The organism is Arthrobacter sp. J156 (assembly GCF_056172865.1).
Genome location: NZ_CM149650.1, coordinates 492,545 through 518,103, shown reverse-complemented (window position 1 = coordinate 518,103; position 25,559 = coordinate 492,545). Strand labels below are relative to the sequence as shown.

General features: G+C 73.2%; 29 protein-coding genes, 4 tRNA genes, 1 pseudogene and 1 riboswitch. Of the genes and pseudogenes, 15 read left to right on the top strand and 19 right to left on the bottom strand.

All coding sequences use genetic code 11. The features are described from left to right. Window positions 1-5 precede the first annotated feature (5 nt). Complete coding sequence (hisI, locus tag AC0QR5_RS02460; protein WP_329860039.1) at window positions 6-422, bottom strand: phosphoribosyl-AMP cyclohydrolase; 417 nt, start codon at window positions 420-422, stop codon at window positions 6-8. Window positions 423-517: 95 nt separating this feature from the next. On the opposite strand from hisI, the gene AC0QR5_RS02455 reads away from it, so the two are divergent. Next, window positions 518-1,159, top strand: a complete 642-nt coding sequence (locus AC0QR5_RS02455) for a TIGR03085 family metal-binding protein (protein WP_329860038.1) — start codon at window positions 518-520, stop codon at window positions 1,157-1,159. 18 nt (window positions 1,160-1,177) lie between these two features. Here the strand turns inward: AC0QR5_RS02455 and AC0QR5_RS02450 are convergent, their stop codons facing one another. The 15 genes and pseudogenes from AC0QR5_RS02450 to AC0QR5_RS02380 all read right to left on the bottom strand — a co-directional run bounded on the left by AC0QR5_RS02450 (window position 1,178) and on the right by AC0QR5_RS02380 (window position 13,413). Then, on the bottom strand, window positions 1,178-1,381 hold the full coding sequence (locus tag AC0QR5_RS02450) for a GNAT family protein (protein ID WP_329860037.1): 204 nt from the start codon (window positions 1,379-1,381) through the stop codon (window positions 1,178-1,180). A 17-nt stretch (window positions 1,382-1,398) separates the two neighbouring features. Further along, window positions 1,399-1,899 (bottom strand): annotated as a pseudogene (locus AC0QR5_RS02445) (GNAT family N-acetyltransferase, cg3035/Rv0428c family); the annotation flags it as partial. Window positions 1,900-1,921: 22 nt separating this feature from the next. Then, a complete protein-coding gene (gene hisF / locus AC0QR5_RS02440; RefSeq protein WP_329860035.1) occupies window positions 1,922-2,692 on the bottom strand; it encodes an imidazole glycerol phosphate synthase subunit HisF in 771 nt (256 codons plus the stop codon). Window positions 2,693-2,699: 7 nt separating this feature from the next. After that, window positions 2,700-3,548 carry an ATP phosphoribosyltransferase gene (gene hisG, locus AC0QR5_RS02435; RefSeq protein WP_329860034.1) on the bottom strand — a complete coding sequence of 283 codons (849 nt, stop codon included), beginning with the start codon at window positions 3,546-3,548 and terminating at the stop codon, window positions 2,700-2,702. 58 nt (window positions 3,549-3,606) lie between these two features. Further along, entirely contained in the window at window positions 3,607-3,870 is a 264-nt protein-coding gene (locus tag AC0QR5_RS02430; protein ID WP_329860033.1) for a phosphoribosyl-ATP diphosphatase, read from the bottom strand. A gap of 63 nt (window positions 3,871-3,933) precedes the next feature. After that, window positions 3,934-4,416, bottom strand: coding sequence for a 6,7-dimethyl-8-ribityllumazine synthase (ribH, locus tag AC0QR5_RS02425; RefSeq protein WP_329860031.1), 483 nt, complete (start codon window positions 4,414-4,416; stop codon window positions 3,934-3,936). Further along, window positions 4,413-5,834 carry a 3,4-dihydroxy-2-butanone-4-phosphate synthase gene (ribB, locus tag AC0QR5_RS02420; protein ID WP_329860030.1) on the bottom strand — a complete coding sequence of 474 codons (1,422 nt, stop codon included), beginning with the start codon at window positions 5,832-5,834 and terminating at the stop codon, window positions 4,413-4,415. Before ribB ends, ribH begins: the two co-directional genes overlap by 4 nt. Beyond that, the gene (locus AC0QR5_RS02415) at window positions 5,831-6,454 is read right to left on the bottom strand and encodes a riboflavin synthase (protein WP_329860029.1); all 624 of its coding nucleotides are present in this window, start codon (window positions 6,452-6,454) and stop codon (window positions 5,831-5,833) included. The genes ribB and AC0QR5_RS02415 overlap by 4 nt, the downstream gene beginning before the upstream one ends. Window positions 6,455-6,464: 10 nt before the next feature. After that, a complete protein-coding gene (gene ribD / locus AC0QR5_RS02410) occupies window positions 6,465-7,589 on the bottom strand; it encodes a bifunctional diaminohydroxyphosphoribosylaminopyrimidine deaminase/5-amino-6-(5-phosphoribosylamino)uracil reductase RibD (RefSeq protein WP_329860027.1) in 1,125 nt (374 codons plus the stop codon). Beyond that, a complete protein-coding gene (gene pnuC / locus AC0QR5_RS02405; protein WP_329860026.1) occupies window positions 7,586-8,287 on the bottom strand; it encodes a nicotinamide riboside transporter PnuC in 702 nt (233 codons plus the stop codon). Before pnuC ends, ribD begins: the two co-directional genes overlap by 4 nt. A gap of 88 nt (window positions 8,288-8,375) precedes the next feature. After that, a riboswitch (FMN riboswitch) is annotated at window positions 8,376-8,505 on the bottom strand. Window positions 8,506-8,532: 27 nt separating this feature from the next. Next, a complete protein-coding gene (gene rpe / locus AC0QR5_RS02400; protein WP_329860025.1) occupies window positions 8,533-9,198 on the bottom strand; it encodes a ribulose-phosphate 3-epimerase in 666 nt (221 codons plus the stop codon). A 10-nt stretch (window positions 9,199-9,208) separates the two neighbouring features. Further along, window positions 9,209-10,741, bottom strand: a complete 1,533-nt coding sequence (locus AC0QR5_RS02395; protein ID WP_329860024.1) for an RsmB/NOP family class I SAM-dependent RNA methyltransferase — start codon at window positions 10,739-10,741, stop codon at window positions 9,209-9,211. After that, the gene (gene fmt / locus AC0QR5_RS02390) at window positions 10,738-11,706 is read right to left on the bottom strand and encodes a methionyl-tRNA formyltransferase (protein ID WP_329860023.1); all 969 of its coding nucleotides are present in this window, start codon (window positions 11,704-11,706) and stop codon (window positions 10,738-10,740) included. The genes AC0QR5_RS02395 and fmt overlap by 4 nt, the downstream gene beginning before the upstream one ends. After that, window positions 11,703-12,272: a peptide deformylase gene (gene def, locus AC0QR5_RS02385; RefSeq protein WP_329860022.1), complete on the bottom strand. Its 570-nt coding sequence runs from the start codon at window positions 12,270-12,272 to the stop codon at window positions 11,703-11,705. Before def ends, fmt begins: the two co-directional genes overlap by 4 nt. Before the next feature lie 271 nt (window positions 12,273-12,543). Beyond that, window positions 12,544-13,413, bottom strand: a complete 870-nt coding sequence (locus tag AC0QR5_RS02380) for a cytochrome (RefSeq protein WP_329860021.1) — start codon at window positions 13,411-13,413, stop codon at window positions 12,544-12,546. A gap of 199 nt (window positions 13,414-13,612) precedes the next feature. Between AC0QR5_RS02380 and AC0QR5_RS02375 the strand changes: the two genes are divergently transcribed. The 5 genes from AC0QR5_RS02375 to AC0QR5_RS02355 all read left to right on the top strand — a co-directional run bounded on the left by AC0QR5_RS02375 (window position 13,613) and on the right by AC0QR5_RS02355 (window position 14,430). Continuing rightward, window positions 13,613-13,686: transfer RNA gene (locus AC0QR5_RS02375), tRNA-Gly, on the top strand. Window positions 13,687-13,748: 62 nt separating this feature from the next. Next, window positions 13,749-13,819 (top strand) — tRNA-Cys (locus tag AC0QR5_RS02370). A 25-nt stretch (window positions 13,820-13,844) separates the two neighbouring features. After that, window positions 13,845-13,916, top strand: a tRNA-Val gene (locus AC0QR5_RS02365). A gap of 77 nt (window positions 13,917-13,993) precedes the next feature. After that, a tRNA-Gly gene (locus AC0QR5_RS02360) sits at window positions 13,994-14,070 on the top strand. 129 nt (window positions 14,071-14,199) lie between these two features. Continuing rightward, window positions 14,200-14,430 (top strand): antitoxin, encoded by a 231-nt coding sequence (locus tag AC0QR5_RS02355; protein ID WP_329860019.1) that lies wholly within the window; start codon window positions 14,200-14,202, stop codon window positions 14,428-14,430. A 113-nt stretch (window positions 14,431-14,543) separates the two neighbouring features. On the opposite strand, the gene AC0QR5_RS02350 is transcribed toward AC0QR5_RS02355, so the two are convergent. Continuing rightward, on the bottom strand, window positions 14,544-15,107 hold the full coding sequence (locus tag AC0QR5_RS02350; RefSeq protein WP_329860017.1) for a helix-turn-helix domain-containing protein: 564 nt from the start codon (window positions 15,105-15,107) through the stop codon (window positions 14,544-14,546). Window positions 15,108-15,170: 63 nt separating this feature from the next. On the opposite strand from AC0QR5_RS02350, the gene AC0QR5_RS02345 reads away from it, so the two are divergent. Continuing rightward, window positions 15,171-16,382 carry a benzoate/H(+) symporter BenE family transporter gene (locus AC0QR5_RS02345; RefSeq protein ID WP_329860016.1) on the top strand — a complete coding sequence of 404 codons (1,212 nt, stop codon included), beginning with the start codon at window positions 15,171-15,173 and terminating at the stop codon, window positions 16,380-16,382. On the opposite strand, the gene zapE is transcribed toward AC0QR5_RS02345, so the two are convergent. After that, window positions 16,379-17,422 carry a cell division protein ZapE gene (gene zapE / locus AC0QR5_RS02340; protein ID WP_329860015.1) on the bottom strand — a complete coding sequence of 348 codons (1,044 nt, stop codon included), beginning with the start codon at window positions 17,420-17,422 and terminating at the stop codon, window positions 16,379-16,381. The genes AC0QR5_RS02345 and zapE overlap by 4 nt on opposite strands. A 161-nt stretch (window positions 17,423-17,583) precedes the next feature. Between zapE and AC0QR5_RS02335 the strand changes: the two genes are divergently transcribed. From AC0QR5_RS02335 to ybaK, 3 genes are read left to right on the top strand one after another with little or no spacing between them, the layout of a single operon-like run. Next, window positions 17,584-18,492, top strand: coding sequence for a sulfurtransferase (locus AC0QR5_RS02335; protein WP_329860014.1), 909 nt, complete (start codon window positions 17,584-17,586; stop codon window positions 18,490-18,492). A gap of 1 nt (window position 18,493) precedes the next feature. Further along, window positions 18,494-18,940 carry a SufE family protein gene (locus tag AC0QR5_RS02330; RefSeq protein ID WP_329860013.1) on the top strand — a complete coding sequence of 149 codons (447 nt, stop codon included), beginning with the start codon at window positions 18,494-18,496 and terminating at the stop codon, window positions 18,938-18,940. Between the two features lie 7 nt (window positions 18,941-18,947). Beyond that, entirely contained in the window at window positions 18,948-19,460 is a 513-nt protein-coding gene (gene ybaK, locus AC0QR5_RS02325; RefSeq protein WP_329860012.1) for a Cys-tRNA(Pro) deacylase, read from the top strand. Here the strand turns inward: ybaK and AC0QR5_RS02320 are convergent. Then, complete coding sequence (locus AC0QR5_RS02320) at window positions 19,457-20,713, bottom strand: alpha/beta hydrolase (RefSeq protein ID WP_329860011.1); 1,257 nt, start codon at window positions 20,711-20,713, stop codon at window positions 19,457-19,459. The genes ybaK and AC0QR5_RS02320 overlap by 4 nt on opposite strands. An 89-nt stretch (window positions 20,714-20,802) precedes the next feature. Between AC0QR5_RS02320 and msrB the strand changes: the two genes are divergently transcribed. The 5 genes from msrB to AC0QR5_RS02295 all read left to right on the top strand — a co-directional run bounded on the left by msrB (window position 20,803) and on the right by AC0QR5_RS02295 (window position 25,540). Further along, entirely contained in the window at window positions 20,803-21,243 is a 441-nt protein-coding gene (msrB, locus tag AC0QR5_RS02315) for a peptide-methionine (R)-S-oxide reductase MsrB (protein ID WP_329860010.1), read from the top strand. A 263-nt stretch (window positions 21,244-21,506) separates the two neighbouring features. Further along, entirely contained in the window at window positions 21,507-22,898 is a 1,392-nt protein-coding gene (locus tag AC0QR5_RS02310) for a DUF6421 family protein (protein WP_329860009.1), read from the top strand. Window positions 22,899-22,937: 39 nt separating this feature from the next. Beyond that, window positions 22,938-23,690: an SDR family NAD(P)-dependent oxidoreductase gene (locus AC0QR5_RS02305; protein WP_329860007.1), complete on the top strand. Its 753-nt coding sequence runs from the start codon at window positions 22,938-22,940 to the stop codon at window positions 23,688-23,690. Between the two features lie 99 nt (window positions 23,691-23,789). Next, window positions 23,790-24,845: a threonine aldolase family protein gene (locus AC0QR5_RS02300; RefSeq protein WP_329860006.1), complete on the top strand. Its 1,056-nt coding sequence runs from the start codon at window positions 23,790-23,792 to the stop codon at window positions 24,843-24,845. Between the two features lie 53 nt (window positions 24,846-24,898). Continuing rightward, window positions 24,899-25,540, top strand: coding sequence for a DUF3000 domain-containing protein (locus tag AC0QR5_RS02295; protein ID WP_329860005.1), 642 nt, complete (start codon window positions 24,899-24,901; stop codon window positions 25,538-25,540). Window positions 25,541-25,559 lie beyond the last annotated feature (19 nt).

The window sequence follows — 25,559 nt, the reverse complement described above, 5'->3', positions numbered from 1 at the left end:
TCTGGTCAGTGGTCCGTGGGGTGCCCGGCGACGGCGGCGAGTCCCCGCCCGTCGAAGCACGTGCGCGTGCCCGTGTGGCAGGCCGCCCCGATCTGCTCCACCTGGACCAGGAGGGCGTCGCCGTCGCAGTCCAGCGCGGCGCTCCGGACGAACTGCACGTGGCCCGAGGTGTCCCCCTTGCGCCAGTACTCGCGGCGCGAGCGGGACCAGAACGTGACGCGGCCCTCGGTCAGCGTGCGGCGCAGCGCCTCCTCGTCCATCCATCCGAGCATCAGCACCTCGCCGGTGCCGTGCTGCTGGATGATGGCGGCGACAAGCCCGTCGCCGTCCTTCTTCAGGCGCGCCGCGACGCCGGGATCGAGCCGTCCGGCGGCGGTGGATTCGGGGGCCTCGCGGCCGGGGGTGGCTGGGTTGTGCGACATCGCAGCCAGTCTAGACGCTCGGGCGGCCACGCCACGCAGTGGATGACGGCTTCATGGTCTCCGAAAGGCCGCCGCTCCGTGCTAGTTTCACAGTGATGAGATTCGTACCGCCTTCTCGCGAAGTCCTGGCCGAGGTCCTGCTGGCAGCGGGGCCCCAAGCACCGACGCTTTGCACCGGCTGGCAGGTACGGCACCTCGCGGCGCACCTCGTGCTCCGCGAACACCATCCCCTCGCCGCGGGGATCGGCCTCGACGCCCTCCGTCCCCGCATGGAGCGCCTCCTGGCCCGCTGGTCCGACGCCGCCGCCGAGCCGGAAGGGCTGGCCCGGCTCGTCTCCCGCTTCCGCCGGGGGCCCTCGCGGCTGCACCCGCTGCGCGTGCCCGCGCTGGACCACGCCGCGAACCTCGTCGAGTACTTCGTGCACACGGAAGACGTCCGCCGCGCCTCCGACCGCTGGGCGCCGCGCGTCCTGGACACCGAGTACTCCGAGGAGCTGTGGCGCGCGCTCGTGCGCAGCTCGGCCCTGCTCTACCGCGGCGTCGACGTCGGCATCATCCTGGTCCGTCCCGACGGACAGCGCCACGTCGTGAGGAAGGCCGCGACGTCCGTCGCGATCACGGGCGAGCCGCAGGAGCTGCTGATGCACGCCCACGGCCGGCGCGGACACGCCCTCGTGACCTTCGAGGGCTCCCCCGACGCCGTCGCGCTGCTCTCGAGCGCCGAGCTCGGCAGCTGAGAGCGGACCCGCCCGCGGCTAGAGGGATCGCGTGAGGTAGTAGTAGCTCGAGACGGTCGTGAATCCCAGCGCGTGGTAGAGGACGATCGCCCCCACGTTGGACTCCCGGACCTGCAGCCAGACGCCGTCCAGCCCGCGCGCCGAGGCCTCGCCGAGCAGCGCTTCCAGGACCCCCGGCGGGCCAGGCCCTGTCGGCGCGCGTCCGGGCGCGTCACGAGGCAATAGATCCCGCCGTGCCCGTCGACGACGGCCATGCGGGCGATCGCCTGAATGCGCCCCTCGATCCGCACGGCCGCATAGACGGCCGGCGCCCCGGTCAGGATGCGCGTCGAGACGGTCTGCGCGTCTTCCTCCTGCGGGCCCTCCTGGGCCCAGAAGAGCTCGAGCCATTCGGCGTCGGGCGCATCGGACAACCCGATCTCCGGCTCCGCGCTCCGGTCGCCGAAGCGGGCCAGGTCGTGGGCGTCCATGAACTGCACGAGCGTCGGCGAGCCGGCCGTGTAACCGCGGTGGACGAGGAAGTCCACGAGCCCTTCCGGGCGTGCGGCCGGGCTGATCTGGAACACGGGGTCGAGCCACCGTTCGGCGCAGCGCCGCTCGACCTCCGCCACCGCGGCCTCGAGGTCGCCCGGCTCACCCGCCGGCAGGACGGAGTTGGCTCGCTGCGTGACCCCGGCGGAGAAGCGCAGGGTCCAGCCCTCCACCCGGCCGCGTTCGACGGCGGGCCAGCCGGCATCCATCAACCCATCGAGGTAGGCGGGTTCAACGAACAGGGAAACCAGCCTCCTCGATGGCCTGCTTGACGCGGGCGATCATGTCCACGGGACCGAAGTGGAAGATCGACGCGGCGAGCACGGCGTCGGCCCCCGCGGCGATGGCCGACGGGAAGTGTTCCGGTCCGCCGGCACCGCCCGAGGCGATGAGCGGCACGGTGACAGCGGCGCGCACGGCCCGGATCATCTCCAGGTCGAAGCCCTGCTGGGTCCCGTCGGCGTCGATCGAGTTCAACAGGATCTCGCCCACGCCGCGCGCGGCCGCGTCGCGCGCCCAGGCCACGGCGTCGATCCCCGTTCCCGTGCGCCCGCCGTGGGTCGTGACCTCGAATCCGGAGGGGCACCCCGCATCCTGCGTGCGGCGGGCGTCGAGGGACAGGACGAGCACCTGGGAGCCGAAGCGCTCGGTGATCTCGTTGATCACCTCGGGACGCGCCACGGCGGCGGTGTTGATGGAGGCCTTGTCCGCGCCGGCGCGCAGCAAGCGGTCGACGTCGTCCACCGTGCGTACCCCGCCCCCGACGGTCAGGGGGATGAAGACCTCCTCGGCCGTGTGGCCGACGACGTCGAACGTCGTCTCGCGGTTGCCGGAGGAGGCCGTGACGTCCAGGAACGTCAGCTCGTCGGCACCGGCGGCGTTGTAGCGCTTGGCCAGCTCCACGGGGTCGCCCGCATCGCGCAGGCCCTCGAAGTTGACGCCCTTGACGACCCGGCCGGCATCGACGTCCAGGCAGGGAATGACTCGGATGGCTACGCTCACGGGGACCTCAGATGCGGATGGCGTGGATGTTGGTGACCAGGATGGCCCGGGCTCCCAGATCGTAGAGCTCGTCCATGATGTTGTTGGTCTGGTTCTTCTTGACCATGGCCCGCACGGCGACCCATTCGGAGTCCTGCAGCGGCGAGACGGTCGGTGATTCGAGGCCCGGCGTCAGGCGGCAGGCCTCGTCGGCGAGCTCCTTGCGGATGTCGTAGTCCAGCATCACGTAGCGGCGGGCCACGAGCACGCCCGTGAGGCGGCGCTTGAGCACGTCGAGCCCGGACGGGTTCTCCCCGGTCCGGCCGATCAGCACGGCCTCGGAGTGCAGGATCGGTTCCCCGAAGGTCTCCATCCCGGCCGCCTTGAGCGTGTTGCCCGTCTCGACGACGTCGGCGATCGCGTCGGCCACGCCGAGGCGGACCGAGGACTCCACGGCGCCGTCGAGGCGGACGACCTTGGCGTCGATGCCCTGCCGGGCGAGGTACCCGCGCAGGAGCCCGTCATAGCTCGTGGCGATCCGCCGGCCGGAGAGCTCGGCCGCCTGGCCGAAGTCCCCGACGGGCCCCGCGAAGCGGAAGGTCGAGGCGCCGAGACCGAGGGGCAGGATCTCCTCGGCGTCTCCATTGACCTCGGCGTCGAGGAAGAGATCGCGGCCGGTGATGCCGACGTCCAGGATGCCCCGTCCGACGTACACCGCGATGTCGCGCGGCCGCAGGTAGAAGAACTCCACGTCGTTGTCGGGATCCACCATCACGAGCTCGCGGTTGTCGCGGCGCTGGCGGTATCCCGCCTCGCTCAGCATCGCGGAGGCGGCTTCGGACAGGGCGCCCTTGTTGGGCACGGCAACTCGCAGCATGCGGGGACTTCCTTCGGTGCTCAGTGGCGGATTCGGCCGGGCGGGGACGGGCCCGCGGTCACAAGTGGCGGTAGACGTCCTGGAGGGAGAGCCCCTTCGCCAGCATCAGGACCTGCAGGTGGTACAGGAGCTGGGAGATCTCCTCGGCGGCGGCCTCGTCCGACTCGTATTCGGCGGCCATCCAGACCTCGGCGGCCTCCTCCACGACCTTCTTGCCGATCCCATGGATGCCCGAGTCCAGTTCCGCGACGGTGCGGGATCCCGCGGGACGGGAGGCGGCCTTCTCGGCCAGTTCGGCAAACAGGGAATCAAAGCTCTTCACGCCTCAAGGGTAGCGGCTGCCCGTGCCGCCCCCGTCACCGGGGGCGGCAATGTGACAGGCGGCTCACCGTCCGGCGAGCACCGCCGCGGTCGTGAGCGCCGCCGCCATGGCCTCGTGGCCCTTGTCCTCGTGCGAGCCGGGCAATCCGGCGCGGTCGATCGCCTGCTCCTCCGTGTCGCACGTCAGGACGCCGAAGCCGACCGGGGTTCCGGTGCGCACCGAGACCTCGGTGAGCCCCGCCGTCGCACCCTGGCAGACGAACTCGAAGTGCGGCGTGCCGCCGCGGATCACGACCCCGAGGGCGACGACGGCGTCGTAGCCGTGCGCAAGGCGCGCCGCCGCGACCGGCAGCTCGAACGTGCCCGGAACGCGCACGACGTCCGGCGCGGCGATCCCGGCCTCCTCGGCCGCGCGCAGGGCGCCGGCGACGAGCCCGTCCATCACCTCCTGGTGCCAGCTGGCCGCGACGACGACGGCGCGTAGCCCCGCCCGCCCGGCCGCCGCCAGCGACTCGGTCTCGATCTGCGGTGCTCCGTGTCCGCTCATGCTGCTCCTCCTGTGGTGGTGGTCGACGTACTCGCGTGGTTGCGCGTGCCGGCCCGGACGGCGTCCGGTGCCGCGCCGGTACCGCCGAAGACGGCCTCGGCGATCTGGTGGCTCATGCGTTCCTGCTTGGTGCGCAGATAGCGCGTGTTCTCCGGGCGGGCCGGGATGTGCGGCTGCACGGTGCCGGCGACGTGGATGCCGGCCTCCTCGAGCCACCGGGTCTTCAGCGGGTTGTTGGTCATGAGCCGGATCCGTTCCAGGCCCAGCGAATGCAGGATCGCGGCCGCCGCGTCGTAGCGCCTCGCGTCCACGGGCAGCCCGAGCTGCTCATTGGCCTCGACGGTGTCGGCGCCGCCGTCCTGCAGCGCGTAGGCGCGGATCTTGTTGGCGAGCCCGATCCCCCGGCCCTCGTGGCCGCGCAGGTAGACGATCGTCCCGCCCCCGCGGGCCACGGCCTCGAGGGCCGCGTCGAGCTGCTCCCCGCAATCGCAGCGATAGGAGCCGAAGACGTCCCCCGTGAGGCATTCGGAGTGGATCCGCACGAGCGGCGCCGTCACCGGGCCCGCTCCCCCGCGGCGTTCCGCAGGCCCTTCCAGGTCGGCCCCGGCGTCGTCCGCGTCCCCGTCCGTGGCCCCGGAACCCGGCGCGCTGAAGGTGAGGTGCTCGTCGCCCGTCGCGCGCTCCGTCCAGGCCCGGACGGAGAAGACGCCGAACGGGGTGGGCACCGAGACCTCGGGTCCGCCCACGACGGCGGCGGCATCCGGCACGCTCGCGGCCTCCGCTCCCCCGGCCGAGAGGTAGGCGGCGAGGTCCTCGATGCTGACGAGCGGCAGCTCCCACGCGTCGGCGAAGCGCCGCAGCGCGGGCAGGCGCATCATGTCCCCGTCGTCGTGGACGATCTCGGCGATGACCCCGACGGGCGCGACGCCCGCGAGCCGGCACAGGTCCACCGAGGCCTCGGTATGCCCGCGGCGGGCCAGCACGCCGCCGTCGACGGCCCGCAGCGGGAAGAGGTGCCCCGGGCGCGTGATGTCGCCGGGGCCCGAGGCGGGATCGGCCAGGACGCGCACGGTCGTGGCCCGGTCGGCGGCGCTGATGCCCGTCGTGACGCCCGCGGCGGCATCGCACGAGACGGTGTAGGCGGTGCCCTTGGCGTCCTGGTTGACCTCGACCATCGGCGGCAGGCCGAGCCGGTCCGCCTCCGCCGACGGCAACGGGACGCAGACGACTCCGGAGGTGTGCCGGATGGTCCAGCCCATCAGTTCCGGGGTCGCGAAGGCCGCCGCGAAGATGATGTCGCCCTCGTTCTCGCGGTCCTCGTCGTCCACGACGACGACGGCTCGGCCAGCCGCGATCGCCGCAATGGCGTCCTCGACCGGGTCCAGCCGCACGGGTCCGCCCGGCTGCCGCGCGCTCACGCCCCCTCCTGCGTCCAGAAGGCGGCGAGCCGCTCGGCGTACTTGGCGAGGACGTCGACCTCGAGGTTCACGGCGTCACCGGGGCGGCGGCGGCCCAGGACCGTCTCGCGCAGGGTCGTGGGGATGAGCCCGACCTCGAACCACTGTTCCGCTTCCGTGGCCGGGGAGACCTCGGCGACCGTGAGGGACACGCCGTCGACGGCGACCGATCCCTTGCGGGCGACGTACCGGGCCAGCTCGCGGGGCACGGAGAAGCGCAGCCGCTCCCAGTTGCCCCGGTCCTCGCGTTCCAGGAGGGCGCCGGTCCCGTCGACGTGGCCCTGGACGACGTGCCCGTCGAGCCGGCCGCCGGCGGGAACGCAGCGCTCGAGGTTCACCTCGTCGCCGGGAGCGAGCCGCCCCGTGGTCGTGTGGGCGAGCGTCTCGCCCATGACGTCGATGTCGATCCGGTCGCCGTCGATCGCGGTCGCCGTGAGGCAGACGCCGTTGACGGCGATGGAGCCCCCGAGCCCGAGGTCGTGGGCGTGGCCCGGCGCGTCGAGGACCAGGACGACGGCGTCGCCCGCCGCGGGGCGGATCTCGTGGATGCGGCCGGTGCCGCTGATGATTCCGGTGAACATGCTGCCCTTCCTAGCCGGCGTCCACCGCGCCCTGCGCGCGGGGTTCCGGGGTCGTGGTGGTCGTGTGGTTCCCCGCGGGGGCGGGGAGGAGGTGGAGGACGACGTCGGTGCCGAGCCGCTGCACGGCGGCTCCCCCGGCGTCGTCGGGGAGGAAGCGGAGGGCCGCGTCGAGGGTGTCGACGCCGAGCGGTCCGACGGCGCCGCGCCCGGCCCCGAGCAGGAGGGGCGCCTGGTAGGCCCACACCTCGTCGACGAGTCCGGCGGCGAGGAACGCCGTGGCGATCGCCGCTCCGCCCTCGATGAGCACGTGGCCGTGCCCGCGGGAGCCGAGCTCGGCGAGGACCTCGCGGGGATCGTGGGTGGCCAGTTGCAGCCAGTGGCCGTCCCCGCGCACCGCGGCCCGGGCGGGGACGGGACGGCGCCCCATGACGACGCGCAGCGGCTGGTGCTCGGCGTCCCGCCCGTCGGGGGTGCGGGCCGTGAGCCGCGGGTCGTCGGCGAGGACGGTGCCGGTCCCGGCGACGATCGCGTCGACGCGGCCGCGGAGGGCGTGGGAGTGGGCCCGGGAGGCGCTTCCCGTGATCCACTGGCTCGAACCGTCGGCGGCCGCGATGCGCCCGTCGAGGGTCTGGGCCAGGTGAAGGCTCGTGAACGGACGACCCTCCCGGCGGGCCGCGAACCACCGGCGGTTGAGCTCGCGGGCGGCCGCGGCCCAGGCGGGGTCCAGCCGGGCGCCGTCGACGGCCTCGATGCCCCGCGCCCGCAGCGCCGCGGCACCGCCGGCGGCCTCCGCCGTCGGATCGGCGACGGCGTAGACGACGCGGCCGATCCCGGACTCGGCGATCGCGGTCGAGCACGGACCCGTGCGCCCCGTGTGGTTGCAGGGTTCGAGGGTGACGAGCATCGTGGCCTCCGCCGCTGCGGCGGGCCCGAGGCGGCCCAGCCGGGTGAGCGCGTCGGCCTCGGCGTGGGGTGTCCCCGCGCCGCGGTGGTGCCCGGTGGCGAGGACGGTCCCCGCCCCGTCGAGGACGACGGCCCCCACGAGCGGGTTCGCCCCGCGCACGCCGCGGGCCGCCTCGTCGAGGGCGAGCTGGAACGCGGAGGCCGGCACGGCGGCGCCGGCTGCGGCGCTCACGGGATCCTCTTCAGGGTCGGATCCGGCAGGGCCGTCTCGACGCCCGGCTTGGCGCGGTCCTTGGCCCGCCACCAGACGAAGAAGCCGACGAGCGTGAAGCCGCCGTAGAAGAGGTACATCACCGCGCTCGCGTAGTAGCCGGCGCTGAACAGCAGGGGGACCCCGACGACGTCGACCGCGACCCAGACGAGCCAGAACTCGACCCAGCCCTTGGCCATCCCGTAGGTGGCCAGGAGGGAGCCGACGAACGTCCAGGCGTCGGCCCATACCGGCTCGTAGGAGCCGAGGATGCGGAAGAGCGGCGTGATGGCGACGGTCCCGACGAGGAGCGCGAGGACGAGGCCTGTGCGTTCGCGCGCCGTGGCCCAGCGCGGCACGATCGCGGTTCCGCTGCCGCCCCGGCTCTCGTGCCAGCGCTTCCAGCCGTAGACCGAGACGGCGATGAACATGATCTGGCGGCCGGCCTGGCCGAGCAGGTTCGCCGTCTGGACGGAGTCGAAGATGCTGCCGAGGAAGACGGTGAGCAACAGCACGTTGCCGACGATTCCGACGGGCCAGGCCCAGACCTTGCGGCGCATCCCGCCGAGGGCGCTGGCCAGGCCGAAGGCGTTGCCGACGACCTCGCGGACCAGCAGGGCGCTGGCGCCGACGGGGATGTAGGCGTTGAAGAGTTCAGTGAGCCACCGCAGGGATTCCATCGTTCCTCCTTCGGGCCGCGGCGGCTCCGGGGGTACGACAGGTGCGGGCGGGTGGACGGCGCAGGACGCCGGCCAGCCGCTCGGGCTGTACGTGCTTCTCCCATCCAGACTTTAACTGTCGGTGCCGGAATTCCACCGGCTCAACCGGGGCGCCTGGGGCGCCACGGGTCGCGGACTATGACCGCCGGTTCGGACTTTCACCGACCCCGGAGCACGTTGAGTTGTTGTTGACGATTACACCATATTCAGGGCCGCGCCGCATCGGCGGTGTTGCGCAGCGTAACAACGGCCTCGGCGGCGTCCGGCGCCCCGTAGACGCTCGACCCGGCGACGAAGACGTCGGCCCCGGCCTCGGCGGCCCGGCGGATCGTGTCGGTGGTGATACCGCCGTCGACCTGGAGGGCCAGCTGGAGCCCCGCACCGTCGATCGCCCGGCGGGCCCGCCGGATCTTCGGCACGACGACCTCGAGGAAGGCCTGCCCGCCGAAGCCGGGTTCCACCGTCATGAGCAGGAGCATGTCCAGTTCCGGCAAGAGGTCCAGGTAGGGCTCGACGGGCGTGGCGGGGCGCAGGGCCATCGCGGCCCGGGCCCCGCGGGCGCGCAGCTCCCGGGCGAGCCGCACGGGCGCGTTGGACGCCTCCGCGTGGAAGGTGACGGAGGCCGCGCCGGCGTCGGCGTAGCCGGGGGCCCAGCGGTCGACGTCCTCGATCATCAGGTGGACATCGAGCGGGAGGGCCGAGACCGCCTGCAGCCGCTCGACGACGGGCAGGCCGAGCGTCAGGTTCGGGACGAAGTGGTTGTCCATGACGTCGACGTGGACCGCGTCGGCGGTGTGGATCCGCGTCAGCTCGGCCTCGAGGTTGGCGAAGTCGGCGGACAGGATGCTCGGATGGATGCGGCAGCTGCTCATGGGTCCCAGCCTAGGCATCGAGGGTGAAGAGCGCGAAGAACATGGCGTCGGTGCCGTTCACGTGCGGCCACAACTGCACGGTGGACCCGTCCGGGGCGCCGTCGGGTCCGGGCCGTCCCGCGGGCCGGGCGGCGGCGGACCCGGCGCGCCCGTCGAGGGCCACCGCGTCCACGGCTGCGCCGGAGTCGAGCAGGCGCAGCCCGGCGTGGCGGGCCAACGCGTCGTCGACGACCGCGACGGTCTCCGCGGCGTGCGGCGAGCACGTGACGTAGGCGAGCACGCCGCCGGGGCGCAGGGCCGCGACGGCGGCGTCGAGCAGGCCGCCCTGCAGGGCCGTGAGCTCGGGCAGGTCCCCGGGGCTCTTCCGCCAGCGGGACTCGGGGCGGCGGCGCAGGGCTCCGAGCCCGCTGCAGGGGGCGTCCACCATGATCCGGTCGAATCGTTCGTCGGCCGGGATGCCGGCGTAGCGCCGGCCGTCGCCCTCGACGACGGCCCAGGCCGTGCGCGGCACGGCGGCGAGCGCCTGGCGGACCAGCTCCGCGCGGTGCGGCGCGGGCTCGTTGGCCGTCAGCTCCGCGCCCCGCTGGTGCGCGAGCGCGGCCAGGAGCGCCGCCTTGCCCCCGGGGCCCGCGCAGAGGTCGAGCCAGTCCGTGTCCCGTCCCTCGATCGGCGCGGCGGCGAGGGCCCGGGCGACGAGCTGGGAGCCGGCGTCCTGGACCCGTGTGGTTCCGCGCCGGACGTCGGCCATGCCGTGCAGGTCCCCGCCCGCGTACGTGGCCGAGCCGGCCACGAGACGGCCGGGCTCGGCACCCTGGGCCAGGGCCTCGTCGAGGCTTCCGATCCCGGGCAGCGCCACGAGGTTCACGAGCGGCGCGGCATTGTCCGCCTCGAGCAGCGCGGTCGCCTCGGCGGCGGCGCGGCCGTGGGCGGCGAGGGCCTGGCGGAGTGCGCGGACGATCCATGCCGGGTGGCTGTGCTCGATGCCGTCCCGCTCGGTCTGGTCCTGGACGCCAGCGAGCAGCTCGGCGGTCCAGTCGGCGCGCTCGCGGGCCGCGACCTTGCGCAGGACGGCATTGACGAGGCCGCTCGGCCCGGCGCCGATCTCCGCCCGGGCCAGTGCGACCGTCTCATCGAGCGCGGCGTGGACGGGCACGCGCATGGCCAGGACCTGGTGGGCGCCGAGCCGCAGCACGTCGAGGACGGCGGCGTCGAGCCGGTCCAGCGGGCGGTCGACGCAGCGGGCGAGGACGGCGTCGTAGAACCCGCGGCCGCGCAGGGTCCCGTACGCGAGCTCGGTGGCGAACCCGGCGTCACGGCCGGCCAGCCGGTGGGCGCGGAGGCGGGACGGGAGGACGAGGTTGGCGTAGGCGTCGTCGGCGGCGACGGCGCGGAGGACCTCGAACGCCGCGAGCCGCGCCGGGTCGGCGGTGCGCTTGCGCTGGGAGGGTGCCTGCGTGCTGAAGCGGCGGGGTCCGGATCCGCCGCGGTGGCGTTCCCTGCCCCTCTCGTTGCGGCGGTCTCCGCCGCCCGTGGCGTGGCTCATCCCAGGTACGTCCTCTCGGCCGGGTCGGCATGCGGGGTTGCGTCGGGGGCCGGCAGGCCGCGGGCCCAGTCCGCTGCGGTCATCATCTTGCGCCCGGCCGGCTGGACGGTCTCGAGCTCGAGGGGGTGCGAGCCGGTGCCCACGAAGACGCGGGGTCGCTTTCCGGGAAGGACGACGACGCCGCCGGGCCGCGGCGTCCCGGCCTCCGGCGGCACGGGGCCGCTCGCGCGCAGCGGGCCGAGCTTGAGGCGCTGGCCGTCGAGCTCGGTCCAGGCCCCCGGCTCGGGCGTGGTCCCGTTGATCCGGCGGCGGATGGCCAGGGCCGGCTGGGCCCAGTCGACCCGCCCGTCCTCGATCCCGAGCTTGGGCGCGAGGCTCGGTTCGCCGGCTTGCGGCACGGCCTCGAGGCGTCCTGCGGCGATGCCGGCCACGGTCTGGGCGAGGAGCTCGGCGCCGCTGAACGAGAGGGCCTCGAGGAGCTCGCCGGAGGTCGTGCCGGGGTCGACGGGCTGGGTGACGGTGCCGAACACGGGGCCCGTGTCGAGACCCTCCTCGAGCTGGAACGTGGCCGCTCCCGTGATCTCGTCGCCGTGGATGACGGCGTGCTGCACGGGCGCCGCGCCGCGCCAGCGGGGCAGGAGCGAGAAGTGGAGGTTGATCCAGCCGTGCTCCGGGATGGCGAGGGCCTCCCACGGCACGAGGCCGCCGTAGGCGACGATGGCGGCAAGCTCGGGCCGCACGGCGCGCACGGCGTCCCGGACCGTTGCGTCGATGCGGCGGGCGTGGATGAGCGGCAGCCCCAGCTCGGTGGCGCAGGCGGCCACGGGCGAGGGGGTCAGCGTGCGCTTGCGGCCGGTCGGCGCGTCCGGCCGGGTCAGGACGGCGGCGACGTCGTGTCCGTCCTCGACGAGCCGGCGCAGCGAGGGGACGGCGACGGCGGGCGTTCCCGCGAAGAGGATCCTCACGCCGTCGTCCCGGAGCCCGGGCCGAAGCTGGAGCCGAGCGACCTGGCGCGCTCCGCCACGGTGGCCGCGGCCACGCCGTTGAAGCCGCTCGTGCGGATCCGGCGCAAGGCGTCCTTCTTGTCCCCGCCCGTCAGCCGGTCGATGTAGAGACGGCCGTCGAGGTGGTCGGTCTCGTGCTGCAGGCAGCGGGCCAGAAGCCCCTCTCCCTCCACCACGACCGGTGCTCCGTCGACATCCACTCCGGTGACCCGCGCCCAGCGGCGGCGCGGCGTCGTATAGCCGAGCCCGGGGACGGACAGGCAGCCCTCGCCGCCGGGCTCCTGCAGGTCATCGGAGACCTCGAGGACGGGGTTGACGACGTAGCCGCGCTCCTCGCCGATCCTGTAGGTGAAGACGCGCAGGGCCACGCCGATCTGCGGGGCCGCGAGGCCGGCGCCGTCGACGTCGTCCATGGTCTCGAGCATGTCGCCGACGAGCCGGGCGAGACCGGGACCGAACTCGGTCACCTCCTCCGCGGGGGTGCGCAGGACGGGATCGCCGACGATCCGGATGCCGAGGACTGCCATGGGCCGGTCCCCCTTTCCGCCGGGCGGCGTGTACCGGCGCCGGCAAGGTGCTGTGGATGCAAGGTGCTGCGGTTGCGGTGGCCTGCGCCCGCACCATGCCGGCAAGGCCGACGGTGCACGGCAGGCGGGGCGCCCGCGGTGCGCCGCCACGTCGGGCGGCGGGCATGGGCGCCCAGACCAGTCTACGCGGGCGGGCGTCCGCCACGGACGGACCAGGGCAGCCGGACCGGGCGGCCACGGACCTCGTTCCCGGGCGTCCACCACGGACGAATCAGGGTCCGGCGACGGCCGCCTCCCGAACGGGCGGCGGCGGACCGATGGGCCGCAGGGCCGTCCCGGCGTCGTCGGCCTTCATGGTGTTCTCCCACACGGCGCGCAGGGCCCAGAACTTGCTCCAATGGGCGGGCAGGACCTGCGGGCTCGCCATCATCGGCTGCACTTCCGTCTCGCCCACGGCGACCCCCAGCAGGAGGGGGTCTTCCCCGTACTTCCATTCCTCCCACGTCCCCTCGGCGGCGTCGACGACCATCTCCTCGGCCTTCAGGCCGGCGACGAGCTGCATCACGACCTTGGCGTCGAGCGGCTTGACCCGGCCGTCGCGCCCCGTTCCCTTCGTCTTGTAGTCCACGAGGCACAAGCGGCCGCCGATCCGGGCGACGAGGTCCAGGGTCCCCGCGTAGCCGACGGTGTGGTTCCACACGGTGACCTCGGCGGCGAGCGGGACCACCTGGTACGCGTCCCACCAGTCGTCGAAGCGCGAGGCGAACGCGCCCTCGCCGTGCTCCTCGAGGAGCGCCCGGGCGTCCGCGGCCGTGTGCGGGCGGCCCAGGGCGCGCAGGGCGACCTGTTCGCAGTACGCATGGACGCGGTCCCCGCGGGCGGCCGCCGCGTTGCGGAAGACCTCGGCGGCCTTGGAGGCATCCCGGGCGATCGCCTTGAGCTGGGCCGGCTTGCCGAGCGCCCCGGCGAGGCGCCCGTCGCCCACGGCCGCCGTCGCCGCCATGTGCCCGATCCAGCCGTCGAGGCCGGCACCCTGCTGGGAGATCACGGTCGTGATCGACGGAACCTCGGGCAATCCACCGATCCTGCGGGCATACATCCGCCCGTAGTCGGTCTGCTGGGCAAGCGCTGGTGTGGTCATGGCATCGATTCTGGCATGCGCTCCCGACGCTTCGGATCCCGTCTCCGGTGCCGCTGCGACGACCTCCCGTGGAGTCCCGCCACGCCCTCGGAATCCCCGATTTGGACGAACGGCGAATCGTCGTATAGAGTTTTTACTCGTTGGAAAGCACCGGAACGGAGCGGGATGAAGATCCCCCACCGCGAGGGAAATCCTTCGTGCGGACATAGCTCAGCTGGCTAGAGCGCCACCTTGCCAAGGTGGAGGTCGCGGGTTCGAATCCCGTTGTCCGCTCGCAATCACTGTAATGACCGATCCGTCGGTCACGCCAGGTGCGGGACACCGTTCCAGGACATGGTGGGGTGGCCGAGTGGCTAGGCAGCGGCCTGCAAAGCCGTCCACGCGGGTTCGAATCCCGTCCCCACCTCGCTTACAGTAGTTGCACCCCCTAGGGGCGATTGGCGCAGCGGTAGCGCGCTTCCCTGACACGGAAGAGGTCACTGGTTCGATCCCAGTATCGCCCACGAAGAATCTCCGCCTTGGCGGGGATTCTTTTGTGTGGGGCCTCCGGCAGCAGCCGGGCCGGGCGCCACGCGGTCGCGCGGACATAGCTCAGCTGGCTAGAGCGCCACCTTGCCAAGGTGGAGGTCGCGGGTTCGAATCCCGTTGTCCGCTCCAACACGACGCCTTGGGCGCCTCCCCTCTCCCAGGGGAGGCGCCCGAGGCGTTTACGGGGCTCCACCGCTGGCCTAGGATGTGCAGCAGACGGGAGCGGCACCGGCTCCCCCGGGTGGAAGGAGGTGGCACTTGTCGGTATTCGACGGACTCAAGGGCAAGGCCGGAGAACTCAAGGACAAGGCCGGTTCCCTCGCGGAAGACGGCGCGGAGAAGCTCCGTGGCGCCGTGGAGGGCATCGGGGACTTCGTCGACGAGAAGACCGGCGGAAAATACGCCGAGCAGGTGGACAACCTGCAGGATTCCGCCCGGGATCTGCTCGACAAGGTCTCGGGAAGCGACGGCGAGACGCCGGCTTCCTAGACCGCGGCGGGGTCCGCAGTCCACGACCCCGGCCCGCCCCACAGCACGCCACGACGGGTGCCGGACTCGCCGCCAGGCGGCGACCGGCACCCGTTGCCGTGCCCGGACCGCCGTCAGCCTCCGCCTTCCGCGGCCGCCGCGTCGGCCCGCGCGGGATTGACGATGGTCAGCACCCCCTCCGCCCCCTCCTCGCTGGCATAGGCGTGCGGCACATCGCTGCCCCACGTCCAGGACTCGCCGGGACGGAGGGAGCGTCCGGCACCAACACGCCCGACGACGGCGTCCCCGCGGACGAGGAACAAGTGCTCGACGACGCCGGGCCCATGCCCCGGCGACTCGCGGCGGCCGGGCCGGATCGCGAGATGGTAGGACTCGACGACCGTGCCGTCGGGAAGCGTCCGGACGTCCAGCAGCGTCGCGTCGACCGTGCGCCCCGGGACGTGGGACGCACGCTCCGATCCGGCGACGAAGGACGCGAGCGGAACGCCGAGGGCGCCGGCCAAGGCGTAGAGCGTCTCGAGCGTCGGGTTCCGGGCGCCCTGCTCCAGTTCGGAGAGCGTCCCCTTGCCGATGCCCGCCGCCGCGGCCAGGCGCGACAGGCTCCAGCCGTGGCCCTCCCGAACGGAGCGGATTCGTCCGCCGACGTGCGCCAACCGCGGGTCGCTTGTCTGCGTCATACCGGCAGACTACAGTGACAGCACGTTCCGTAAACAGAACACACGGCGTCCTGAAGGAGTCCCATGACCCTGTCCCGAGCCCGCGGAGCGCACGCGGCGGACCGCGATCCGGGGCGGGGCCGGCTCGTTCAACCCCTCGGCGCCGGACTCGTCACCGCGCTCGTCGGGTTCAGCTCGTCCTTCGCCGTCGTGCTCGCCGGCCTGCGGGCCGTCGGCGCGACACCGGGCCAGGCCGCCTCCGGCCTGCTGGCCCTCACGCTGTCCTTCGGCGTCATCACGATCCTCCTAGCCGTGACCACGCGGCAGCCGATCACGCTCGCGTGGTCCACGCCCGGGGCCGCGCTGCTGGCGGCCGCCGGAGGCCTCGGCCTCGGATGGGACGAGGCCGTCGGCGGCTTCCTGGCCTGTGCCGGACTCATCGCCCTGACAGGAGCCGTCCCCGCCCTCGGCCGGCTCGTCGGCTCGATTCCCGTCCCCCTGGCCCAGGCCATGCTCGCCGGGGTCCTCTTCGAGCTCTGCCTGGCCCCCGTGCACGCACTCGCCGACGTGCCCCTGCTGGCCGCTCCCGTCGTCCTCGCCTGGCTCGCCATGATGCGCTGGGCACCGCGCTGGGCGGTACCCGTCGCCATGGCGGTGACGCTCGCCGTCGTCCTCGCCGGCCCCGCCGCCGGCGCGCTCCCCGACGCCGGCGGTCTCGTACCACGCCTCGAGTTCACCGCGCCGGCCTTCAGCGCCGCCTCGTTCGCGGGCATCGCCGTGCCCCTGTTCATCGTCACCATGGCGTCGCAGAACGTCCCCGGCGTCGCCGTCCTGACGGGCCTCGGATACCGGCCACCGTGGTCCGCCACCATGCTCGCCACGGGCGCCGGATCCGCCGCGGCCGCCCTCTTCGGCGGCCACGCCGTCAACCTCGCCGCGATCTCGGCGGCCCTCGCCGCCGGGGAGGAAGCCGGGCCCGAGAGGAACCGCCGCTGGATCGCCGCGGCCTCGGCCGGCGGCTTCTACCTCCTCCTCGGGCTGGGGTCGGCGGCCGTCGCCGCCGTCGCCACGGCCGCGCCTCCGGGACTGCTCGCGGCCGCCGCGGGGCTCGCCCTCCTGGGCACCCTCGGGTCCGCGGCATCCTCCGCCCTCGCGGATCCGCGGCACCGGCTGGGCGCCCTCACGACGTTCCTCGTCACGGCCTCGGGCCTCGCCGTGGCCGGGATCGGCGCGGCGTTCTGGGGACTGCTGGCCGGACTCGCGGTCCGGCTGCTCCTGGAGCGGCGTGACGCCTAGACCAGGGCCTCGCCCTTCTGTCCCTCCCGGGCCAGCGCGGTGAGGCGCGAGACCGCACGGAAGTACTTCTTCATGTAGCCTCCGGCCATCATCTCCGGCGTGAAGAGCTCGCTGAACGGCACGCCGCTGGCCACGATCGGCACGTCCTTGTCATAGAGGCGGTCGGCGAGGACCACGAAGCGCAGCGCGAGCGCCTGCTCGGTGATCGTGTGCACGTCGCGCAGCACGAGGACGTCGATCCCGTCGATGAGCTGGCGGTAGCGGCTCGGGTGCACCGTCGCGAGGTGCTTCACGAGCGCCGGGAAGTCGTCCACGGCGAGCGTCGAGCCCTCGTAGCGCGCGCTCGCGTGCTCCAGCAGTTCCGCGTCCGGCAGCGGGTCCGGGGCCTGGGGCAGGCCGCGGTGGCGGAAGTCCTCGCCGTCGATCCGGACCACGTCGAACTGGTCCGCGAGGACCTGGATCTCGCGCTGGAAGTCCACGGCGGCGAAGCGCCCCTCGCCGAGGGAACCCGGCAGCGTGTTGGACGTCGCCACGAGCTTCACGCCGGCGTCGGACAGCTCGCGCATCAGCCGCGACATCAGGACGGTGTCCCCCGGATCGTCGAGCTCGAACTCGTCGATGCAGACCAGCCGGTAGCCGCTCAGCACGTCGACCGTCTTGCGGAAGGACAGGGCGCCCACGAGGTTCGTGTACTCCACGAACGTGCCGAACGCCTTCGGCCCCGGCACGGCGTGCCACAAGGACGCGAGCAGGTGGGTCTTGCCCACACCGAAGCCGCCGTCGAGGTAGATGCCGGCCTTCTCCGGCTTCCCCCTGCCGCCGAACAGCCGCGAGAAGAGCCCGCCGCCCCCGGAGGAGGAGATCCTCTCCGCGAAGGCCCGCAGCCGCTGCACCGCCTCGGCCTGCGAGGGCTGCGCGGGATCCGGGCGGTAGCTGTCGAAGGAGACCTCGCCGAAGCGGTAGGACGGGTGGAAGCCGTCCAGCAGCTCCTCGGCTGAGACGTGCGGAGTCCTGTCGGTCAGGTGCTCGATCGTGGCCACGGGCTCGGGGGTCCTCACGGTGTCGGGGGCGGGGGCGCACGGGTGGCGCCACGGCCACTTTACGCCGCGCGCGCACCGGGGCGCACCCGGCGTGACGCCCCGCTCGCCGCGCCGATAGGCTGGAGCCAGCACACCGACCGCCGACCGAAGCGAGGATCACCGTGGCCATCGCCGCAGACCCGAATCCCCAGTTCTCCGACTACGCCCGGCCGGAGAGGCTCGTCTCCACCGAATGGCTCGCCGAGCGGCTCGGGACCGAGGGGCTCGTCGTCGTCGAATCCGACGAGGACATCCTGCTCTACGAGACCGGCCACATCCCCGGCGCGGTCAAGGTCGACTGGCACACGGAGCTCAACGACGCCGTGACGCGCGACTACATCGACGGCGCCGCGTTCGCCGCGCTGATGTCCGCCAAGGGCATCTCCCGCGACTCGACCGTCGTGGTCTACGGCGACAAGAGCAACTGGTGGGCCGCCTACGCCCTGTGGGTCTTCACCCTCTTCGGCCACGAGGACGTCCGGCTCCTCAATGGCGGGCGCGACAAGTGGATCGCCGAGGGCCGCGGGCTCACGCGCGAGAAGCCGCAGCCCGCGGCGACGGAGTACCCCGTCGTCGAACGCGACGACACGACGGTGCGCGCCTTCCTGCCCGACGTCCTGGACCACTTCGGCAAGCCCCTCGTCGACGTCCGCTCCCCGGAGGAGTATTCGGGCGAGAGGACCCACATGCCCGCCTATCCGGAGGAGGGTGCGCTGCGCGGAGGACACATTCCGACGGCGGCGTCGGTTCCGTGGGCCCGAGCGGCCGCCGAGGACGGGACGTTCAAGGGACGCGCCGCCCTCGAGGAGATCTACCTCGGAGACGCGGGGCTGGCACCGGGCGACGACGTCGTGGCCTACTGCCGGATCGGCGAGCGGTCCAGCCACACCTGGTTCGTCCTCAAGCACCTCCTGGGCTTCGAGAACGTGCGCAACTACGACGGATCCTGGACCGAGTGGGGCAACGCCGTGCGCGTCCCGATCGCGACGGGTACCGAGCCGGGCGAGGCGCCCTCCGGACGGAAGGCCTGACATGGCCGAACCGACCCTGCCCGAGACGCTGTCCGGGATCGTCGAGGACTTCGGGGCCCTGAGCGAACAGGAACGGCTCGAGCTGCTGCTCGAATTCTCTGATGCGCTGCCCGAGCTCCCCGAACGCCTGGCCTCGCACCCCGAGCTGCTGGAGCAGGTCGTGGAGTGCCAGTCGCCCCTGTTCCTGACGCTGGAGGTCTCCCCCGGCCCCGAACACACCGTGGAGCTCTTCTTCTCGGCGCCCCGCGAGGCCCCGACGACGCGCGGCTTCGCGGGCGTGCTGCACGAGGGCCTCAACGGCCTGCCGGCCGACGAGCTGCTGGCCGTCCCGGACGACATGCCGCATCAGCTCGGGCTCACCCGCGCCGTCACTCCCCTGCGGATGCGCGGGATGACGGCCATGCTGGGCCGGATCAAGCGGCAGGTCCGCGAGCGGATCGCCGCCTAGGCACCGCATGGCCGGGCGGAACAGGAAGCACGCAGCGCCGGGCACCCCCGCGACCTCGGTCCTCGAGGCAGCCGGGATCGCCTTCGCCGTCCACCAGTACGACCACGATCCGCGCGCGGCCTCGTTCGGGCTCGAGGCCGCCGAGGCCCTCGGCGTGGAACCGGGCCGCGTCTACAAGACGCTGCTCGTGACGACGGGACGGCCGGGCCGGGCGGCCCTCGCCGTCGCGATCGTGCCCGTCGACCGCAGCCTCGACCTGAAGGCCATGGCGTCGGCGGTGGGCGTCAAGCACGTGGAGATGGCCGATCCGGCCCTCGCCGAGCGCCGCACCGGATACGTCGTCGGAGGCATCTCGCCGCTCGGGCAGCGCCACCCGTCCCCCACGGTCGTCGACGAGTCGGCGTTCGGGCACGGGACCGTGTTCGTCTCCGGCGGGCGGCGCGGCCTCGACCTCGAACTCGCGCCCGAGCGGCTGCGTGCCCTGCTCGGTGCGGCGCGGGCCCCGATCGCCTCGGGCTAGGACCCGGCGGCGGCCTCCGCGCGGGGGCGGCCCGGATGGGGCGCGTCCAGCACGGAGCCGAGCCAGGAGACGACGGTCGAGTGCCAGCGCTCCGGGTCCACGTTCCATTCGCGCGTGTGGCCCGCCTGGGTGAAGCGTTCGAACGTGACCATGGACGGGTTGAGTTCCGCCAGCGCGGCCGAAGGCCCCACGGGCACGAAGTCGTCGTCCTCGCTGTGCAGGATCAGCGTCTGCAGCCGCAGCTGCTCGGGCTTGGCCACCCAGTTCAGGTCCTTGAGGTTCACGGGCGAGGCCAGGCCCGTCGCCCAGCGGCCGGCCTTGTTGGAGAGGAGCCACTGGCCCAGGCGGCCCGCGGACTCGGGGATCCGGTTGACCCGCGCGTGGTGGGCCAGCACGTCCATCCAGTTCACGACCGGCCCGTCGAGGACCAGCGCCTGCAGACGCCGCCGGTGGCGGGACTTGTCGGCGAGCTGCAGGCAGATCGCCCCGCCCATGGACCAGCCGAAGAGGACGATGTCGCGGGCGCCCCGAGACACGGCGAAGTCGATGGCGTGGTCGACGTCCTCCCATTCGGTGCTCCCGAGGCCGTAGCGCTGGTCACCGGCGTCTGGCGCGAGGCCGTCGTTGCGGTAGGACACGAGGAGCGACGTCATGCCGAGCTCCCGGGCCGTGGGAATGGCGCGGATCCCCTCGGTGCGGGAGGCCCCGCGGCCGTGGACCATCACGGCCCATGTCCCGGCACGGTGGGTTCCGGGCACGAGCCAGGCGGGTGCCACGCCGCCCTCGACCTGGACCTCGACGTCCTCCGCGTCCGCCCCGATCTCCGCGGGGGTGGGATAGACGACGCCGGACCACCAGCCCCGCACGGCGGCCCGCAGCTCGCCGGCGTAGACGTGCTCGACCTCGCGCGAGACGGTCCCCTCGGCGGGGACGAAGGACAGGACGCGACCGATGCGGGCGTGGCCCGCCCCGCCGTCGAAATACAGGGAGTAGCTGCCCGGCGCCGTCGTCTCGGCGTTCGCGGGCAGGATCACCTCGTCGCCGTCGACCCCCCGGACGACGGCGAGGATCGCAATGTCCTCCACGCGGGGCTTGGGCGTGACGACCTGGCGCGCGAAGTAGCCGGCGAGCGCCGAGACGCTCGCGGCGAAGACCGAGCCGGCCACCGCCCCGACGCCGGCACCGAGCAGTCCCCAGCGCACCATGGGTCCCGTCGGGCGGGCCGGGAGGGCGTTGCGTGCTTCGTGGCTCATGGCCCCATCATTCCAAGTCGGTCCCCCGCTCGGCCAGTTGCCGCGCGGGGGCCGGGAATCCCGGGCCGCTCCTGCGCGTTGAACCCGTCATGCGCGAGAACACCCCCGGCCAGCCATCCACCCCCGACGGCCCGAGAGTCGTCAAGAGCGACGCGGAGTGGCGGCGCGAGCTCACTCCGGCCGAGTACCAGGTCCTGCGCCGTGCCGGCACGGAGCGCCCCTTTACGGGCGAGTACTGGGACAGCCACGAGGAGGGCGTCTATGCGTGCCGCGCCTGCGGAGCCGAGTTGTTCACGAGCTCTGAGAAGTTCGACGCGCACTGCGGGTGGCCCTCGTTCTGGGCGCCGCTCGCCGAGGGCTCCGTCCGCTACCTCCGCGACGGAACGCTTGGCATGGAGCGGATCGAGGTCCGCTGCGCGGCCTGCGATTCCCATCTCGGGCATGTCTTCGAGGGCGAGGGATACGGAACGCCGACCGACCAGCGCTACTGCATCAACTCCGTCTCCCTGAAGCTCCGCCCGGCCCCCTGACCGGGCCCCGGCCGGCGGGCAGGGAGGCTCCGCGGCCGCACCCGCCCGCCCGGCGCCAATGGACACTCCTTCGACCACCGCCGCCCCTGTCGCTGGGGACGCGGCGCGTGCTTCCAAGCATTAGCGTCGCTTGGCCTTGAAAGCTATTCGCACCAGCGTTCCTGTCCGATGCCTAGGCTGGAGGGACCATGGCGGACGCCCACCGGGCCGCCGTTCCCTCCGCCGGCGACGCGCCGGCCGTCACACCGGAAAGAGGTGCAGCGATGACGCAGCCCACCCTCAGCCCCCAGCCCCTCGACGCCGCGGATCTCGTGGCCTCGCAGGCGTGGCTCTCGCTCAAGGCCGCCGCGACGGAACTCCAGCGGCTGCAGGTCAAGGACGGTTCCGTCCCCGAGGCCGAGGACCACGCCCGGGCCGCCGGGCTCGTCGCCTCCATCACCGCCGCCGTGCGGGAGCTGGCCCCTCAGTTCCCGCACGATGCCGAGTACCTCGAACTGCTCGTCGCCGACCTCGAGGCCTGGTCCGCGGGCGGTTTCGGCGTGCCGGACTTCCTCGACTCGCTCGTCGCCTTCCAGCCGCAGCTGCACCGCGTCGACGGTCTGCGCCACCTCGTGGTCTTCCCCATGTACACGCAGAACGGCTCCACCAACCGCTTCGTCGAGGCCGTCCTGGTCGAGGTCATCTGGCCCGACTTCATCGCGGGCCTCGAGGCCGGCGGCTACTCGAACGCGCTCTTCGTCCCGTTGCGCTTCCTGGACTTCACGCCGGGCTACGACACGAACTCGGCCGTGCTCTTCCCCGAGTCCGTCGCGCTGCGCGAGACCCCGAGCTTCACGTGGGGCGCGATCTTCCAGGACCGCGAGGCGGCCCGCTACCGCCGCGTGGTCCGGGCCGCGGCCGGCATCACGAACCTCGAGCTCCCCGATGACGCCGCCGAGCTGCTCACGGACCAGGCCCTCGCCGAACGCACGTTCGTCATGTGGGACCTCATCCACGACCGCACGCACATGCGCGGCGACCTGCCGTTCGACCCGTTCATGATCAAGCAGCGCATGCCGTTCTTCCTCTACTCGCTCGAGGAGCTGCGCTGCGACCTCACGGCGTTCCGCGAGTCGGTGCGGATCGAGCAGGACGCCGCTGCGGATCCCGTCGCCCGCCAGCACGCGAAGCTCGTCCAGTACGCCGTGATCTTCGACCGCATCTTCCGCTTTGCCATCACGGGTTCCCGCGTGCGCAACTACGACGGCCTCGGCGGCCAGCTGCTCTTCGCCTGGATGCACCAGCACCACGTCCTGCACTGGACCGACACCAAGCTCACGATCGACTGGGACCAGGTCCCCGCCGTCGTCAGCGCCCTCGGCGACGCGATCGACGAGCTGTACTGGCGCTCGATCGACCGCCCGAAGCTCGCCCACTGGCTCGCCGCGTACGAGCTCGTCTCGGCGACCGTGACGCCGCACCCGGCCTCGACGTGGGCGAAGGGCCCCGACGCCCTGCCGCTGACCGCCCCACTGCGGGAGGTGACGGACCAGGTCATGGACGACGAGTTCCCGCTGTCCATGTTCTACGAGGCGCTGTCCAAGAAGATGAAGCCCGTGATCGAATCGACCGTGGGCATCACCGGTGCCCCGGCCGGTGGCGCGGACGCGGCCTGAGCCGCGCGCGGTCGTCGCCGAGCCCCTAGACTGGCCCCCATGAGCTTCAGCGCAACGGAGTCCCGGCCCCTGGCCGGGGCCCTCTATCTGGTCGCCGGGGCCACGAGCGCCTCCGGAACCGCCGCCGCGCGCGCCCTGGACGACGCCGGTGCCACGGTCCTCGCGGCGGGCACCGATGCGGGGCGGCTGGAGGGGCGGGTGCCGTTTGCCGCGGGCCGCTACGTGGCCGACCTCGCCGATCCGGACGCCGTGGCCGGGCTCGCCCGCCGCATCCACGAGGAGCACGGGCGGCTCGACGGCCTGGTCCACCTCGTGGGCGGCTGGCGCGGCGGCCGCGGGCTCGCCGGGCAGTCCGACGAGGACTGGGAGTTCCTGCTGACCCACGTCGTCACGACGCTGCGGAACACCTCCCGCGCGTTCTACGAGGACCTCGCCGACTCCGCACGGGGGCGGCTCGTGATCGTCTCGGCCTCCGCCGTCGAACACCCCACCGCCTCCGGCGCCAACTACGTCGCCGCCAAGGCCGCGGCCGAGGCGTGGGTGCGCGCCGTGGCGGCGGGCTTCCGCGCGGCCCAGTCGGGGCGCCGGCAGGATCCCGTGCCGCAGCGCTCGGCCGCCGTCGTCCTCGCCATCAAGGCGTTCACCGACGCCGCCGCGCGCGCCGCCGAGCCGGAGAAGTCCTTCGCCGGCTTCACGGACGTCGAGGACTTCGGCCGCGAGCTCGTCCGCGTGGCCTCCGGCGACGCGGACGGGCTCAACGGCGCGCGGATCGACCTGACCGCGGCCCGCTGAACCCCGGGACGCCGGCCGCCATCCCCTGAGCCCCGCGGCACGCGGCCCGTCCCCCGGGCCCGCGCCGCACCCCCCACCACCTACGACCCCAGGAGCCACGTGAACCAGCCCCTGCACGACCGCGCCGTCCGCGGATTCGCCTCCGACAACTACTCGGGCGTGCACCCCGAGGTCCTCGAGGCCCTCGCGGCCGCCAACGGCGGGCACCAGACCGCCTACGGCGAGGACGATTACACCGAGCACCTCTCCCACGTGGTCCTGAACCACTTCGGCCCCGCGGCCGAGGTGTTCCCCGTCTTCAACGGCACCGGGGCGAACGTCACGGCCCTGCAGTCGCTGCTGCCGCGCTGGGGTGCCGTGGTCTGCGCCCGGACGGCCCACATCAACGTGGACGAGAACGGCGCCCCCGAGCGCATCGGCGGCATGAAGCTGCTCGCCGTGCCCGCCCCGGACGGCAAGCTCACCCCCGAGCTGATCGACCGCGAGGCCTGGGGCTGGGGCGACGAGCACCGGGCCCAGCCGCTCGCCGTGTCCATCACCCAGTCGACCGAGCTCGGAACCCTCTACACCGTGCGCGAGATCAAGGCCATCACGGAACACGCCCACTCCCTGGGAATGAAGGTCCACATGGACGGCGCCCGGCTCTCCAACGCCGCGGCCGCCCTCGGCCTGCCCCTGCGCGCCTTCACCCGGGACGCCGGGATCGACATCCTCAGCCTGGGCGGGACCAAGAACGGGCTGATGTTCGGCGAGGCCGTCGTCGTCCTCGATCCAGAGGCCGCCCACGGACTGAAGTACCTGCGCAAGATGAACATGCAGCTCGCCTCGAAGATGCGCTTCACCTCCGCGCAGCTCGTGGCGCTCTACGGCGGGGACCTGTGGCTGCGCTCGGCCTCCCACGCGAACGCCATGGCCGCCCGGCTGCGCGCCGCCGTCGATGCCCTCGAGGGTGTGGAGGCGACGCAGCCGACCCAGTCCAACGCCGTCTTCGCGCGGCTGTCGAACGCCGTGGCCGACCGCCTGCGGGAGCGCTTCCGCTTCTACGATTGGGACCGCGGAGCGGGCGAGGTGCGCTGGATGTGCTCGTTCGACACGAGCGAGGAGGACATCGACGCGTTCGCCGCGGCGCTGCGCGAGGAGCTCTCCGCCGGCTGAGTCCCCGGCGTGCCTCGGACGCGCCGGGGCCGGGCCGCCCTAAAATCGGGGGTGTGACCGCACTTGGCGACCTGGCTTCGGTTCCACCGGACTTCCTGACGGCGCTCTCCGCCCTGCGCCGGGCCGAGTGCCGCCCGGAGATGCGGCTCGAGGAGATCCCCGCACCCGCCCGGCTGGCGCCGTTCGCCGTCGCCCTCTCCGCCGATGTCGTCGAGGCCGGACGGCCGGCCGTCCGCCTCCACGGCCCGGCCGCCGCCGCCCTCCACGCCGCCGACACGGTGGACGAGGAGCTCGCCACGGGCCGGTTCATCCTCCTCCACGACCCCGCCGGCTCCCCCGTCTGGAACGGCACCTTCCGGATCGTCACCTACATCCGCGCCCAGCTGGAGGCGGACATGGGCAACGACGAGATGCTGGGCTCGGTCGCGTGGACCTGGCTCGCGGAGGCGCTCGAGGAGCATGCGGCCCCGCACGTCAACGCCGGGGGGACCGCGACCCGCGTGCTCTCGGAGAGCTTCGGCACGCTCGCCGGACGCGAGGGGACGATCGACATCGAGCTGCGCGCCTCCTGGACGCCGCTCGACGCGGACGTCACCGCGCACCTCGAGGCCTGGGGCGACATGGTGTGCACGTTCGCCGGGCTGCCCCCGCTGCCGCCCGGCGTCGCGGCCCTGCCCCACCGACGTCGTTCGTGAAGGCACTAGAATCGTCTGC